General features: G+C 58.0%; 16 protein-coding genes and 4 tRNA genes. 4 read left to right on the forward strand and 16 right to left on the reverse strand.

The window, feature by feature from the left end; all coding sequences use genetic code 11:
• Window positions 1–20 precede the first annotated feature (20 nt).
• From KPHS_40950 to KPHS_t00650, 4 genes are all read right to left on the reverse strand, one after another.
• Window positions 21–449, reverse strand: coding sequence for a DedA family protein (locus KPHS_40950; protein ID YP_005228395.1), 429 nt, complete (start codon window positions 447–449; stop codon window positions 21–23).
• Complete coding sequence (locus KPHS_40960) at window positions 446–1,012, reverse strand: fructose-1-phosphatase (RefSeq protein ID YP_005228396.1); 567 nt, start codon at window positions 1,010–1,012, stop codon at window positions 446–448. The genes KPHS_40950 and KPHS_40960 overlap by 4 nt, the downstream gene beginning before the upstream one ends.
• A 125-nt stretch (window positions 1,013–1,137) precedes the next feature.
• Window positions 1,138–1,452 (reverse strand): lipoprotein, encoded by a 315-nt coding sequence (locus KPHS_40970; RefSeq protein ID YP_005228397.1) that lies wholly within the window; start codon window positions 1,450–1,452, stop codon window positions 1,138–1,140.
• 355 nt (window positions 1,453–1,807) lie between these two features.
• A tRNA-Arg gene (locus KPHS_t00650) sits at window positions 1,808–1,884 on the reverse strand.
• Between KPHS_t00650 and KPHS_40980 the strand changes: the two genes are divergently transcribed.
• Complete coding sequence (locus tag KPHS_40980; protein YP_005228398.1) at window positions 1,881–2,021, forward strand: hypothetical protein; 141 nt, start codon at window positions 1,881–1,883, stop codon at window positions 2,019–2,021. The genes KPHS_t00650 and KPHS_40980 overlap by 4 nt on opposite strands.
• A gap of 91 nt (window positions 2,022–2,112) precedes the next feature.
• On the opposite strand, the gene KPHS_t00640 is transcribed toward KPHS_40980, so the two are convergent.
• The 12 genes from KPHS_t00640 to KPHS_41070 form a co-directional block, all read right to left on the reverse strand.
• Window positions 2,113–2,189 (reverse strand) — tRNA-Arg (locus KPHS_t00640).
• A 61-nt stretch (window positions 2,190–2,250) separates the two neighbouring features.
• Window positions 2,251–2,327: transfer RNA gene (locus KPHS_t00630), tRNA-Arg, on the reverse strand.
• Window positions 2,328–2,331: 4 nt separating this feature from the next.
• Window positions 2,332–2,424, reverse strand: a tRNA-Ser gene (locus tag KPHS_t00620).
• A 322-nt stretch (window positions 2,425–2,746) separates the two neighbouring features.
• Entirely contained in the window at window positions 2,747–2,875 is a 129-nt protein-coding gene (locus KPHS_40990) for a carbon storage regulator (RefSeq protein YP_005228399.1), read from the reverse strand.
• 420 nt (window positions 2,876–3,295) lie between these two features.
• Window positions 3,296–5,923, reverse strand: a complete 2,628-nt coding sequence (locus KPHS_41000) for an alanyl-tRNA synthetase (RefSeq protein ID YP_005228400.1) — start codon at window positions 5,921–5,923, stop codon at window positions 3,296–3,298.
• Between the two features lie 250 nt (window positions 5,924–6,173).
• On the reverse strand, window positions 6,174–6,674 hold the full coding sequence (locus tag KPHS_41010) for a recombination regulator RecX (protein ID YP_005228401.1): 501 nt from the start codon (window positions 6,672–6,674) through the stop codon (window positions 6,174–6,176).
• A 67-nt stretch (window positions 6,675–6,741) separates the two neighbouring features.
• Window positions 6,742–7,800, reverse strand: a complete 1,059-nt coding sequence (locus KPHS_41020) for a recombinase A (RefSeq protein YP_005228402.1) — start codon at window positions 7,798–7,800, stop codon at window positions 6,742–6,744.
• Between the two features lie 90 nt (window positions 7,801–7,890).
• Window positions 7,891–8,388, reverse strand: coding sequence for a competence damage-inducible protein A (locus tag KPHS_41030; protein ID YP_005228403.1), 498 nt, complete (start codon window positions 8,386–8,388; stop codon window positions 7,891–7,893).
• 139 nt (window positions 8,389–8,527) lie between these two features.
• Window positions 8,528–9,406, reverse strand: a complete 879-nt coding sequence (locus KPHS_41040; protein ID YP_005228404.1) for a putative periplasmic solute binding protein — start codon at window positions 9,404–9,406, stop codon at window positions 8,528–8,530.
• Window positions 9,407–9,413: 7 nt separating this feature from the next.
• Window positions 9,414–10,277: a putative ABC transporter permease gene (locus KPHS_41050; RefSeq protein ID YP_005228405.1), complete on the reverse strand. Its 864-nt coding sequence runs from the start codon at window positions 10,275–10,277 to the stop codon at window positions 9,414–9,416.
• Entirely contained in the window at window positions 10,274–10,984 is a 711-nt protein-coding gene (locus KPHS_41060; protein YP_005228406.1) for a putative ABC transporter ATP-binding protein, read from the reverse strand. Before KPHS_41060 ends, KPHS_41050 begins: the two co-directional genes overlap by 4 nt.
• Window positions 10,985–11,322: 338 nt before the next feature.
• Window positions 11,323–12,402, reverse strand: a complete 1,080-nt coding sequence (locus tag KPHS_41070) for a lytic murein transglycosylase B (RefSeq protein YP_005228407.1) — start codon at window positions 12,400–12,402, stop codon at window positions 11,323–11,325.
• Between the two features lie 276 nt (window positions 12,403–12,678).
• Between KPHS_41070 and KPHS_41080 the strand changes: the two genes are divergently transcribed.
• From KPHS_41080 to KPHS_41100, 3 genes are read left to right on the forward strand one after another with little or no spacing between them, the layout of a single operon-like run.
• Complete coding sequence (locus KPHS_41080; RefSeq protein ID YP_005228408.1) at window positions 12,679–13,242, forward strand: PTS family enzyme IIC, glucitol/sorbitol-specific; 564 nt, start codon at window positions 12,679–12,681, stop codon at window positions 13,240–13,242.
• Window positions 13,239–14,219 carry a PTS family glucitol/sorbitol porter, IIB component gene (locus KPHS_41090; protein YP_005228409.1) on the forward strand — a complete coding sequence of 327 codons (981 nt, stop codon included), beginning with the start codon at window positions 13,239–13,241 and terminating at the stop codon, window positions 14,217–14,219. Before KPHS_41080 ends, KPHS_41090 begins: the two co-directional genes overlap by 4 nt.
• A 13-nt stretch (window positions 14,220–14,232) precedes the next feature.
• Window positions 14,233–14,595, forward strand: coding sequence for a glucitol/sorbitol-specific PTS system component IIA (locus KPHS_41100; protein YP_005228410.1), 363 nt, complete (start codon window positions 14,233–14,235; stop codon window positions 14,593–14,595).

The raw sequence follows: 14,595 nt of genomic DNA on the forward strand, positions 1-14,595 counted from the left end.
TGGATGAACTGTCAGTCCAATTAGTGCCACCACGTCATGCCCTGAAGCGTCGCTGCCGCAATAGCGATATAGCGCAGCGCCTTACCAAGGCATAAGAAAAAGAGTACCGGTCCCCAGGAAATGCGCATCCATCCCGCCAGCAAACACAGTAAATCGCCGACAACCGGCGCCCAGCTCAGTAAGAGCGTGACCGCGCCGTAGCGCTTAAGCCAGCCGGCCGCCCGCTCCTGCCAGCGCGAGGTTTTGCGCAGCGGAAACAAGCGCCCCAGAATAACGTTAGTTACCCCTCCAAGGCTATTGCCGATTGTTGCTATTAATACTAACCACCACGGATGACTGACCCCCGCAAGTAGCATAGCCACCAGCACAACCTCCGAATTGCCGGGGAGCAGCGTGGCGCTTAAAAAGCTACTGGCAAACAGCGAGGTGAGTGACAGCGCGTCGCTCACAGCAAACGCACGTCAACTGCGTCCATTCCCGCGCGCTTCGCCGCCTGCAGACCAAAGTCGGCATCTTCGAAGACGACGCATTTTTCCGGCGCGACGCCCATGCGCTCGGCGCACAGCAGGAAGGTATCGGGCGCGGGTTTATGGTTGACCACATGATCGGCCGCCACCACCGCGGAGAAGTAATGACGCAGCCCCAGGTGCGCCAGCAGCGCTTCGGCGACGGAGCTCTCGCTGCCGGTTCCCACCGACATCGGGCGACGGCCGTGCCATGCCTTAACCACCTCAATCAGCGGCAACGGGCGTACGCTGTCCAGCAGCATCGCTTTGACGGCCTGGGTTTTTTCCTGCGCCAGGCGATGTGGATCGAGATCGGCCTGGTTGAGTTCGATAATCGCCTGGGCGATTCGCCAGGTTGGTGAGCCATTGAGCGCGACCATCGCCTGTTCGTCGAAACGCATACCGTAGCGGCCCAACACCTCGTTCCATGCCTGCCGATGGGTCGGCTCGGTATCGAGAATGGTGCCATCCATATCAAAGATCAGTCCTGCGTAACCTTCGTACATTGTCTTCTCACCAACCGGTTTGGGAATGATTACTGTAACGCAAAAGCCCGCCGTTGTCGCGGCCAGCGGCGCAGACGACAAAGGCGCCCTCAGGCGCCCCCAAAAATTAGGCCGGATAACCAGCCTTATTTAATACGCAGATCGTTCTCGACCATTCGCACGCCCTGCACTCGGCGTGTGACTTCTACGGCTCGTTTAGCGCTCTCCGCGGAGGAGACAAATCCGCTCAGCTGGACGCGGCCTTTAAAGGTCTGGACGCTAATTTCTGAGGACTTAATGTCTTTATCGTTAAAGAGCGCCGTTTTCACCTTGGTGGTCACCACGGTATCGTCAATATAGCCGCCCGTACTCTCCTTTGTAGCCGATCCCGCACAGCCAGCGAGGGCCGTCGTTACCAGCAGCGTCGCGCAAAAAGCAGGTATTGCTTTGAACCATTTCATGGATTTCTCTCCTTGCATTTATCTCAGCCTGATAACGCTGATATACAAGGATAAATTATAGTGGAAAGCGCGTCTTGCCAATAAAAAAGTCAGGATGAAGCCAGTGATGGAAAACGAGGTAATCGGGATGGTGAGAGAAGAGTGAAGATTATGCATTCAGAACGGGTGCTGCGATAATTTCGCAGCCTACGCAACAACATCGTCGTTGTTACTGAGGAGAATATGGTGCATCCGGGAGGATGACTCGGCTACGCCTCGCCCTTTGGGCCGTTGCTTACGCAACGTTATCCCCCCTGGTGCTGGCGATGATTTCGCAGACCATAAAACAACATCGTCGCTGTTACTAAGGAGAATATGGTGCATCCGGGAGGATTCGAACCTCCGACCGCTCGGTTCGTAGCCGAGTACTCTATCCAGCTGAGCTACGGATGCATCGGGAAAGCTATTTTACTGCGGGGTTACTCTCCTGGCACTTACGATGGTTTCGCAAACCAGATAACAACAATGTTGCTGTTACTAAGGAGAATATGGTGCATCCGGGAGGATTACTCGGCTGCGCCTCGCCCTAAGGGCCGTTGCTTACGCAACGTTATCCTCCCTGGTGCTGGCGATAATTTCGCAGACCATAAAACAACATCGTCGCTGTTATCAAGGAGAATATGGTGCATCCGGGAGGATTCGAACCTCCGACCGCTCGGTTCGTAGCCGAGTACTCTATCCAGCTGAGCTACGGATGCATCGGGATTACTGCTGTAATTCTGATATCAAATTTCGCGATTTGCCATTCTTATTAAAGAATGGTGCATCCGGGAGGATTCGAACCTCCGACCGCTCGGTTCGTAGCCGAGTACTCTATCCAGCTGAGCTACGGATGCAAAATGGCGGTGAGGCGGGGATTCGAACCCCGGATGCAGCTTTTGACCGCATACTCCCTTAGCAGGGGAGCGCCTTCAGCCTCTCGGCCACCTCACCACACACGCCTCTTTCGAGTGCTTCGAAGAACTTGTTTCTGCTCTTCGTCGCTGCGATGGCGCACATATTACTTTCTGGTACTTATAAGTCAAACACTTTTTCGAGACCTTTTTTCGTTTGCACACTTCGCACGCAATTCGCATGCAAAAACGGCAAAAAGGGCAATTTATCAACAGGAAATCAGCCCTGACGCTGGCATAACGCCAAACGACCAAAGCGGCAAAGGGTAATGAAAAGCGGTATGGCGCAGGGGGAAAAAACAGAAAAAGGGAAAAAGCGGCGGTAAGTGATGCGCCTCACTGCACAGCGAGGCGCGGAAACCTTAGTAACTGGACTGCTGGGATTTTTCAGCCTGAATACGCTGGTAGATCTCTTCACGGTGAACAGACACTTCTTTAGGGGCGTTTACGCCAATACGAACCTGGTTACCCTTCACCCCTAAAACTGTCACAGTGACCTCATCTCCAATCATGAGGGTCTCACCAACTCGACGAGTCAGAATCAGCATTCTTTGCTCCTTGAAAGATTAAAAGAGTCGGGTCTCTCGTATCCCGGCATTATCCATCATATAACGCCAAAAAGTAAGCGATGACAAATACCTTAGGGTATAAGCAGTCATGGCATCACATTCTGTTAAACCTAAGTTTAGCCGATATACACAATTTCAACCCGACTTTATCGTTATCAGTGTTTCTGACGCAAGGTGCCGCAACCCTCTGGTTATGGCACCTATACCCGTCATACTTCAAGTTGCATGCGTGTTGGCTTTCCTCGCTCACCCCAGTCACTTACTAGAGTAAGCTCCTGGGGATTCGCTGCGTCGCCGCCTTCCTGCAACTCGAATTATTTAGGGTAAATGCGTTTATAGTTATTACAGTTTTGCGCTGACCCAGCCTTTCACACTGGCTAACGCTGCAGGGAGAGCAGACGCATCGGTACCACCGGCCTGCGCCATATCCGGACGACCGCCCCCTTTACCGCCCACCTGCTGAGCGACCATACCAACCAGCTCCCCTGCTTTCACGCGGTCTGTCACATCCTTAGACACACCTGCAATCAGAGAAACCTTACCATCCGCTACCGTAGCTAATACAACGATCGTCGAACCGAGCTGGTTCTTCAGATCGTCAACCATGGTACGCAGCATTTTCGGCTCAACGCCGGTCAGTTCGCTGACCAGCAGCTTAACGCCGTTAATCTCTTCCGCTTTGCTGGAGAGGTTTGCGCTCTCCTGCGCCGCAGCCTGCTCTTTCAGCTGCTGCAGCTCTTTTTCCAGCTGACGGGTACGCTCCAGCGCGGCGCGAACCTTCTCGCCGAGATTGTGGCTGTCACCCTTCAGCAGCTGAGCGATATCATTGAGCTGATCGCTCTGCGCATGCAGGATGGCCATCGCGCCTTCGCCAGTCACCGCTTCGATACGGCGCACGCCAGCAGCGGTGCCGGACTCTGACGTGATGCGGAACAGGCCGATATCGCCGGTACGCGCCGCGTGAGTCCCGCCGCACAGCTCCGTGGAGAAGTCGCCCATCCGCAGAACGCGCACGCGATCGTCGTATTTCTCGCCAAACAGCGCCATGGCGCCGGATGCGCGCGCGGCATCGATATCCATAATGTTGGTTTCGATAGCCAGGTTACGACGGATCTGCGCGTTGACCAGGTCTTCCACCGCACGAATTTCTTCCGGCTTCATCGCTTCAAAATGCGAGAAGTCAAAGCGCAGCGCTTTATCATTGACCAGCGAACCTTTCTGCGCCACATGGGTGCCGAGCACCTGGCGCAGCGCCGCGTGCATCAGGTGCGTCGCGGAGTGGTTGAGACGGATACGCTGACGGCGAGCCTCATCTACGTCGGCCTGCACCGCGTCACCCACTTTCAGTGTGCCGCTGGCGACTTTACCGATATGACCAATAGCCTGGCCGTACTTCTGCGTGTCGCTGACTGCGAAGGAGAAGCCCGCGCCTTTTAATTCGCCTTTATCGCCCACCTGGCCGCCGGACTCCGCATAGAACGGGGTCTGATCAAGGATCACCACCGCTTCCTGGCCAGCGCTAACGCTATCCACCGCTTTGCCGTCGATAAACAGGGCGGTAACCTTGCCGTTCAGCTCCAGATGATCGTAGCCTTTAAATTCAGAGGCGCCGTCAACGCGGATCATCGCATTATAGTCGGCGCCGAAACCACTGGACTCGCGCGCGCGGCGGCGCTGCTCTTCCATCGCGGCTTCAAAACCAGCTTCATCAACCTTGATGTTGCGCTCGCGGCACACATCGGCGGTCAGGTCGACCGGGAAGCCGTAGGTGTCGTACAGACGGAAGGCGGTTTCGCCGTCCAGGGTGTCGCCTTTCAGCTTCGACAGCTCCTCATCCAGCAGCGCCAGGCCGCGCTCGAGGGTGCGGGCAAACTGCTCTTCTTCGGTTTTCAGCACCTGCTCAACCTGAGCCTGCTGCTGCTTCAGCTCGTCGCCGGCGGAGCCCATCACATCGATCAGCGGGGCAACCAGTTTCCAGAAGAAGGTGTCCTTCGCGCCCAGCATGTTGCCGTGACGGATCGCGCGGCGAATGATACGACGCAGCACGTAGCCGCGGTTTTCATTCGACGGGATCACGCCGTCGGCAACCAGGAAGGCGCAGGAGCGAATGTGGTCGGCGATAACGCGCAGCGACTTGTTCGTCAGATCGGTCGCGCCGGTGACTTTCGCCACGCTGGCGATCAGATCGCGGAACAGGTCGATGTCATAGTTGGAGTTAACGTGCTGCAGCACCGCGGCAATACGCTCCAGACCCATACCGGTGTCGACGGACGGCTTCGGCAGCGGCTCCATGGTACCGTCAGCCTGACGGTTGAACTGCATGAAGACGATGTTCCAAATCTCAATGTAACGGTCGCCATCTTCTTCCGGGCTTCCCGGAGGGCCGCCCCAGATGTGATCGCCGTGGTCAAAGAAGATTTCGGTGCACGGGCCGCACGGACCGGTGTCGCCCATCTGCCAGAAGTTGTCAGAAGCAAACGGCGCGCCTTTGTTGTCGCCGATGCGGATAATACGCTCGCGCGGAACGCCTACTTCATTGGCCCAGATGTCGAAAGCTTCGTCATCGGTCTCGTAAACGGTAACCCACAGTTTTTCTTTCGGCAGCGCGAACCAGTTCTCACCGGTCAGCAGTTCCCACGCGTATTTGATGGCATCCTGCTTGAAGTAATCGCCAAAGCTGAAGTTGCCCAGCATTTCAAAAAAGGTGTGGTGACGCGCGGTGTAACCGACGTTTTCCAGATCGTTGTGTTTACCACCCGCACGCACGCAACGCTGTGCGGTGGTCGCACGCGAATAATTACGTTTGTCGAGACCAAGGAAGACATCCTTGAACTGGTTCATCCCTGCATTGGTAAACAGCAGGGTCGGATCGTTGTGCGGCACCAGGGAGCTGCTGGCAACTACCTGATGTCCCTTGCTATGGAAAAAGTCGAGAAACGCCTGACGGATCTCAGCGGTGCTCTTGCTCATAATTATCCTGAAATCAAGCTACACGTCATCCTTCAAGTCGCCTCTGTCCTGGCTGCGCTTGCTCTTCCGGCACCGAACTGACGTACGTTGCGAAAGAGAGTCTCTCTTGCCGCCCTGATGCAGCTTGAATGATTTTGTGTAAAGGAATAATCGCCCAGGCCGCTGCCTGCACAGTCACAACCAGCGGCCCGACGGAATAAAGTGGGAATAAGATAAGTTTTCTTTACGGCGAAGTAAAATCCCGGATGGGTCAATCTGCAAAATTTCGCCAGATTTCCTGGATATCTTCCATCAGGTAGCCGCGGTAAAGCAGGAATCGCTGAACTTTCACTTTTTCAGTAAAGGCGGAAGGTAACGGTTCGCCGTATTTACGCTGTGCCTGCTCCCTGGCAAGGCTCACCCAGTCGATATCGCATTCGCGCATCGCCTGGTCAACGACCTGGCGCGCAATGCCTTTCTGGCTGAGCTCCTGGCGAATGCGCGCCGGACCATAGCCCTTGCGACTCCGGCTGGCGATGAACTGGCCGACGAAGCGGTTGTCGTCAAGGTAGCGGTTTTCGATACACCAGGCGACAACCTGCTCCAGCTCGTCGGGGGTGGCGTCCAGCGCCTCAGGACCGTTTTTGCTCATCACCGGAGCGACCAGCTTGCGTCGCAGCTCCTGCTCGCTGTGGTCGCGCATCGCCAGAATGCGGATAGCACGGTCCAGCAGGCGGGCGTAGCCGGAGCGGCGTGATGAAGGTTCAGTCACAGGCACCTCGATAATCTCACAAAGCAAAAGGGCTGCCTAAGCAGCCCTGTCAGTCTTGCAGACGATATCAGAAATCCTGTTCGGTTTCTTCTGCGTCGTTGCCGTCAACAACGAAGTCTGGCTTCGCATCCTGATTGTTGAGCAGCAGTTCGCGCACTTTCTTCTCAATCTCTTTCGCCGCCGCCGGGTTCTCTTTCAGCCAGGTGATCGCGTTCGCTTTACCCTGACCGATTTTGTCGCCGTTGTAGCTATACCAGGCACCCGCTTTCTCAATCAGCTTCTCTTTTACGCCGAGGTCTACCAGCTCGCCGTAGAAGTTGATGCCTTCGCCGTAGAGGATCTGGAATTCGGCCTGTTTAAACGGCGCGGCAATCTTGTTTTTCACCACTTTGACGCGGGTTTCGCTGCCGACGACGTTGTCGCCCTCTTTCACCGCGCCGATGCGGCGAATGTCCAGACGCACAGAGGCGTAGAACTTCAGCGCGTTACCACCGGTAGTGGTTTCCGGGTTACCGAACATCACGCCAATTTTCATACGGATCTGGTTGATAAAGATCAGCAGCGTGTTGGACTGCTTCAGGTTACCCGCCAGCTTACGCATCGCCTGGCTCATCATACGCGCCGCAAGGCCCATGTGAGAGTCGCCGATTTCGCCTTCGATTTCCGCTTTCGGCGTCAACGCCGCGACGGAGTCGACGACGATAACATCAACCGCGCCGGAGCGCGCCAGCGCGTCACAGATCTCCAGCGCCTGCTCGCCGGTGTCCGGCTGAGAACACAGCAGGTTGTCGATATCGACGCCCAGTTTGCGTGCATAGACCGGATCCAGCGCATGTTCAGCATCGATGAACGCACAGGTTTTACCTTCGCGCTGCGCTGCGGCGATAACCTGCAGCGTCAGGGTGGTTTTACCGGAGGATTCCGGACCGTAGATCTCGACGATACGGCCCATTGGCAGACCGCCGGCGCCCAGCGCGATATCCAGAGAAAGCGAGCCGGTGGAGATGGTTTCCACATCCATGGTGCGGTCTTCACCCAGGCGCATGATGGAGCCTTTACCGAATTGCTTTTCGATCTGGCCCAGTGCAGCCGCCAACGCTTTCTGTTTGTTTTCGTCGATCGCCATTGTTACTCCTAATCATGCAGGGTAAAGCGTGTTCGCTTCGCCGTTAATATTTGTTCAGTTGAGGCAATTATACTGTATGGTCATACAGTATCAAGTGTTTTGTAGAAATTGTTGCCAGAGCAGATTTAGCGCATAGGCCGTCGCCTGACGACGCACCGCTTCGCGGTCTCCGGCAAAGCATTCCCGCCGCGTCACCCCTTGCCCGCTCACGCTGGCGACGCCGAACCATACCGTGCCGACCGGCTTTTCGACGCTGCCGCCATCCGGCCCGGCGACGCCGCTAACGGAGATGGCATAATCCGCACGCGCCGCGCGCAGCGCGCCAATCGCCATCTCCACCACCACCGGTTCGCTTACCGCGCCGTTGTCGCGCAGCGTCGCTTCGCTGACGCCGATCATTTGCGATTTAGCTTCGTTGCTGTAGGTGACAAAGCCGCGTTCAAACCACGCCGAGCTGCCGGCAATATCGGTGATCGCTTTCGCAATCCAGCCGCCGGTACAGGATTCCGCCGTGGTCACCGTCGCCCCACGCGCCTTCAGCGCCCGGCCAATCTTCTCGCTTAGCTGCATTAATTCTGAATCGGTCATTATCGCCCCGCTTTGCTCTGGATAAAGAGGCCATCAAAGATAGCACTTTCGACAGAGATATGGGGATGAAGTGGCGATTTTACGAGGGGGGATCCAGAAATGGGTCGTCCTGTGATAACCAGGACGACCAGACAACCTGTTACTTCATGCTTTTAGCGATAAGCTCAACGTTGTGACGCATCATTTTGACGTAACTATCGGCGACGCCGCCCGGCTTAGACAGCGCTTCCGGATAGAGTTCGCCCCCCGGCTGCGCGCCGGTGGCGCTGGCAATCTGCTTCACCAGCCGCGGGTCAAGCTGGTTCTCCATAAACCAGGTATGGACGCCATCCGCTTTGATTTGCTTAATCAGCGCCGCCACCTGCGCCGTGCTGGCCTCGCTCTCTGAAGAGAGCCCCTGTGGCGCGAGGAAGGTCACGTGGTAAGCCCGGCCAAAATAGCCGAAAGCGTCATGGCTGGTCAGGACCTTGCGCTTGGCCAGCGGAATGGCGCTGAACTGCGCTTTCGCCCAGCCGTCGAGAGACGTCAGCTGGTCGATATAGCGCTTGCCGCTGCTGGTCAACGCCGCTTTATCTTCCGGGTCGGCTTTCACCAGACCATCGAGGATATTCTGCGCATACAATGCGCCGTTCGCTGCGCTGTTCCAGGCGTGGGGATCGGTCACCGTTTTACCCTCTTCATCAAGGGTATGGGTCTTGACGCCTTTCGATGCCACCACCAGCTCGCCCTTAAAACCAGAGGCCTTAATCAGGCGATCCAGCCACCCTTCCAGCCCCAGGCCGTTAACCACCACCACGTCGGCCTTGCTGAGCAGCGCGCTATCCTTCGGCGACGGTTCGAAGGTGTGCGGATCGCCGTCCGGGCCGACCAGGGTATCCACATGGACATGCTCCCCGCCGACCTGCTGCGCTATATCACCCAACACCGAAAAACTGCTTACCACATTCAGCGTTTTCGCCATGGCCCCCTGCGCCATCAGGCCGAGGGCCAGCGCGACCACTATTGCACTACGTTTCATCATTTCCTTACCCCATCAATGTGCGCCAACCGACCAGCAGCCGGCTGCGCGTGCCAAAAAATAGCGAAACAAAAAACAGTGCGCTGGCGGTCAGCACAATAGCGGGCCCGGCGGGAAGACTAATCGCCCAGGAGAGGCTTAATCCCAGCCAGGCGCAGAGCGCGCCCATTCCCGCCGCCAGCAGCAGAATGCCCGGCAGCGTGCGCGCCCAGCAGCGTGCGGCGACCGCCGGGAGCATCATTACCCCTACCGCCATCAGCGTGCCGAGCACCTGAAACCCGGCCACCAGATTAAGCACCAGCAGCGCCAGAAAAAGCCCATGCAGCAGCGCAGGCAGCCGCCGGTGATTCACCTGCAGCCAGGCGCTGTCGAACGCCTCGCAGACCAGACCGCGGTAGCACAGCGCAATGCACAATAGCGTCAGGCTGGCGACGCCGCTGACAAACAGCGCCGCATCGCGGTCGACCGCCAGAATGGAGCCAAACAGCAGATGCAGGAGGTCCACGCTGGAGCCGCGCAGCGACACCAGGGTGACGCCCAGGGCCAGCGAGCCCAGATAAAATCCGGCAAAACTGGCGTCCTCTTTTAACGGTGTCCGCCGGCTCACCCACCCGGCCACCAGGGCAACCACGATGCCGGCGATGAAGCCGCCGAGGGTCATGGCCAGCAGCGACATGCCGCTCAGCAGATACCCCACCGCCACGCCGGGGAGAATGGCGTGCGACAGCGCATCGCCCATCAGGCTCATGCGCCGCAGCAGCAGGAAGACGCCCAGCATGGTGGTGCTCAGCGACAGCGCCAGACACACCACGAGGGCCCGACGCATAAAGCCGAATTCAATGAAAGGCTGAAAGAAGGTGTGCCAGATCATGCCGACCTCACATGACTGAAGGCCGGGAGCACCGCCCGGGTAGCGCCCCAGCAGGCGCGCTGGGGAGTCAGCAGCAGCGTCTCGGGGAAAAAGTCGGCCACCCGCTGGTTATCATGCAGCACCGCCAGGATGGTCTGTCCCTGCCGGTGCATCTCGAGGATCAAATCCATTAGTTCGCGACTGGTCGCTTCGTCGATACCGGTGAAGGGCTCGTCGAGCATCACCAGCGGCGCCTGCTGCACCATCACCCGGGCAAATAGCATGCGCTGAAACTGGCCGCCGGAGAGCGCTTCGATCGGCGTTTTCGCCAGGCCCGCCAGCCCGACCCGCTCCAGCACCGCGCCGATGCGTCGCCGGGTGCCGCCCCCCAGACCGCGCAGCAGCGACACGCCGGGCCATGCGCCCTGGCTTACCACATCCTGCACGTTGAGAGGAAACTGCGACTCGAGGGCATGGCGCTGCGCCAGCCAGCCGATCACCGGCCGTGTTCCCTGCCAGCGCAGGCGGCCACTGACCGGCGGAAGAAACCCGGCGAGGGTTTTCAGCAGCGTTGATTTTCCGCAGCCATTGAGGCCAACAATTGCCGTCAGGCTGCCGGGGCATATCATCCCGCTCAGCGGAGGGGTGATCGCTACCCCGTCATAGCCGGCGACCAGCTGCTCCAGTTCAATCATGGCAGCGTCACCGCCCACCAGGTTGCTAACCATAGCGCCGCCAGCAGCACGCCTGCGATAGCCGCGCGCACCGCGCCGGATGCCATAAAAATCGATGTGAACATATCCCCGCCTCAATTTAATGTTATAACATAACAATAACGAAGCGAAGAAAGAATGTAAATCAGCGTCATTCAGCGGAAATGTAACAAAGGTCAACAAGAGGCATGGAGACGGGAAAAAACGGGAAGATAAGCGCGGCCTCCCCGGCGTCATCCCCCGGTCGCGCTGCGCTTACCGGGGCTAGCAACCGGATACCAGACCGTAGCCCGGATAAGGCGCTACGCGCCGCTATCCGGGGAGGCTGGGAAATTGTCAGCCGGATGAAAGGATTAATAACCGCCGCGGGCCTGCGCAACCGCCAGGCCCAGCTGCCAGACAGCCATCGCGTAGTGGGTGCTGTGGTTGTAGCGGGTGATGGTGTAGAAGTTCGGCAGCCCGTACCAGTACTCATAGCCGGTGCCGACGTCCAGCCGCAGCAGGCTGGCCTGCTGATGGTTACCCAGCGGCTGGGTCGGGGTCAGCCCTGCGGCCGCCAGCTGCGAAACGCTGTATTTAGTCTTGAAACCATTCTCCAGCCCCGGGGCCTGCCCCAGCGCCTGCACCGCCACCAGATCGCCGCTCACCCAGCCATGCTGTTTGAAGTAGTTGGCCACGCTGCCGATAGCATCCACCGGGTCCCACAGGTTGATATGTCCGTCACCGTTAAAATCGACCGCATACTGCTTATAGGAGGACGGCATAAACTGACCGTAGCCCATCGCCCCGGCGAAAGAGCCTTTCAGATCCAGCGGGTCGTCGCTTTCGCTGCGCGCCATTAGCAGGAAAGTTTCCAGCTCCGACGAGAAGTATTCGGCGCGGCGCGGGTAGCTAAACGACAGCGTCGCCAGCGCGTCGAGGATCCGGGTTTTGCCCATCACCCGGCCCCAGCGAGTCTCCACGCCGATAATGCCGACGATGATTTCCGGCGGCACGCCGTAAACCTGATAAGCGCGGTTAAGCGCGTCCTGATACTGATTCCAGAACACCACGCCGTTCTGCACATTATCCGGGGTAATGAACTGTTTCTTGTAGCGCAGCCAGGCGCCGGTCGGCCCGGTTGGCGGCAGGCCGGTCGGCGCCTGACGATCCATCAGCCGCAGGACGTAATCCAGGCGCTTTGCCTGCGACAGGATCTCCTGCAGCTGCTGCCTGTCGAAGCCGTGCTTCGCCACCATCTTATCGATAAACTGCGCCGCCGCCGGGTTGTTGGCGAAGTCGCCGCCCATCTGCATCACGTTATGCTGCGGTTCCAGCAAAAAGCCGCCGGTTCCACTCGCCATCTCCGTTTCCGCGGGGGTCTTGGGTTTGCTGCTGCAGGCAGCGAGGAGCACACAAAGGGGAAGTAAAGCCAGATAGCGACGCTTCAACATGGGAATTCCGTTTAACAAATTCAGCAAGGGATAATTATGGTAAAGCATGCGACGACCAACAAGAAAGCGACAATCTGTTTGTAGACAAAATAGTCCTTCAACGGCTCCTCCCCTGCGTGCTTTCATGCCCTGCAATATTTCATCTCGCCCGCATCATCTTTCAAAATAAAATATTTATCTTTCATTTTGCGATCCATTTAACACTTTTAAACCTTTCAAAATGATTAAAATCAGCCTGCGATTAGCAAGAAAAATAACATGCTGAAGGAGAGAACAATGATTGACGTCGTGACCCACGGCGCGGAGTGGTTTATCGGCCTGTTTCAGAAAGGCGGCGAGGTATTTACCGGCATGGTGACCGGGATCCTCCCCTTGCTGATCAGCCTGCTGGTGATCATGAACGCGCTGATCAACTTTATCGGCCAGCAGCGGATCGAGAAGCTGGCGCAGCGCTGCGCCGGAAACCCAATCTCCCGTTACCTGCTGCTACCCTGCATCGGCACCTTCGTGTTTTGTAACCCAATGACGTTAAGCCTCGGTCGGTTTATGCCAGAGAAGTACAAGCCCAGCTATTACGCGGCGGCGTCGTATAGCTGCCACTCAATGAACGGACTGTTTCCACATATCAACCCCGGCGAGCTGTTCGTCTATCTCGGCATCGCCAACGGCCTCACTACCCTCGGCCTACCGCTCGGTCCGCTGGCGGTGAGCTACCTGCTGGTCGGGCTGGTGACTAACTTCTTCCGCGGCTGGGTCACCGACCTGACCACCTCGATTTTCGAGAGAAAAATGGCGATTCAGCTTTCCCAGAAAGTGCATCTGTCAGGAGCGACATCATGACCCGTATTCGTATAGAGAAAGGCACCGGCGGCTGGGGCGGCCCGCTTGAGCTCGACGCCGTCGAAGGCAAAAAGATCGTCTATATCACCGCCGGCACCCGCCCGGCGATCGTTGACCGCATCGCCAGCCTGACCGGCTGGCAGCCGGTGGACGGGTTTAAAGAGGGGGAACCAGCGGAAAGCGACATCGGCGTGGCGATTATCGACTGCGGGGGCACCCTGCGCTGCGGGCTCTATCCTAAGCGCCGCATCCCGACGGTGAATATCCATGCCACCGGCAAATCAGGGCCGCTGGCCCAGTACATCACGGAAGATATTTATGTCTCCGGCGTCAAAGAGGACAACATCCAGTGCATCGCTCCCGACAGCGCAGGGGTTTCCGAGCCGCCGGCGGAAAACAAGAGCGCGGGTCGCGATTACGACACCAGCAAGAAGATTACTGAACAGAGCGATGGCCTGCTGGCGAAGGTCGGGATGGGCATGGGTTCGGTGGTGGCGGTGCTGTTCCAGGCCGGGCGCGACACCATTGATACGGTGCTGAAAACCATTCTGCCGTTTATGGCTTTCGTCTCGGCGCTGATCGGCATCATCATGGCCTCCGGCATCGGCGACTGGATCGCCCACGGCCTGGCGCCGCTCGCCAGCCATCCGCTGGGGCTGGTAACCCTGGCGCTGATTTGCTCTTTCCCGCTGCTGTCGCCGTTTCTCGGCCCCGGCGCGGTTATTGCCCAGGTGATCGGCGTGCTGATCGGCGTTCAAATCGGCCTCGGCAACATTCCGCCGCACCTCGCCCTGCCCGCCCTATTCGCCATTAACGCCCAGGCCGCCTGCGATTTTATTCCGGTAGGCCTGTCGCTAGCCGAAGCCCGCCAGGATACCGTGCGCGTCGGCGTGCCGTCGGTGCTGGTCAGCCGCTTTCTGACCGGCGCACCAACGGTGCTGATCGCGTGGTTCGTTTCCGGATTTATTTACCAGTAAGAGGTTCCTGCAGATGACTGTGATTTACCAGACCACCATTACGCACATCGGCGCCTGCGCGACGATGGCGCTGGAAGAGCAAATGCTGATCACCTTCCGCGAGGGCGCCCCGGCGGATATCGAAGAGTACTGCTTTATTCACAACCACGGCAAGCTTGCTGGCACGCTGCAGCCGGGGGCAGAGCTGCAGCTTGGCGAACAGCGCTACCCGGTGACCGCCGTCGGCGAGGTCGCTGAACAAAACCTGCGCGAGCTGGGCCACATCACCCTGCGCTTTGACGGCCATCGTGAAGCGGAGTTCCCAGGTACCGTCCATGTGGCGGGCCCGGTGCCGGACGCCATCGCGCCCGGCTGCGTACTGAAGTTTGTTGCTTAA

The organism is Klebsiella pneumoniae subsp. pneumoniae HS11286 (assembly GCF_000240185.1).
In the GTDB taxonomy this organism is placed as follows: Bacteria; Pseudomonadota; Gammaproteobacteria; order Enterobacterales; family Enterobacteriaceae; genus Klebsiella; species Klebsiella pneumoniae.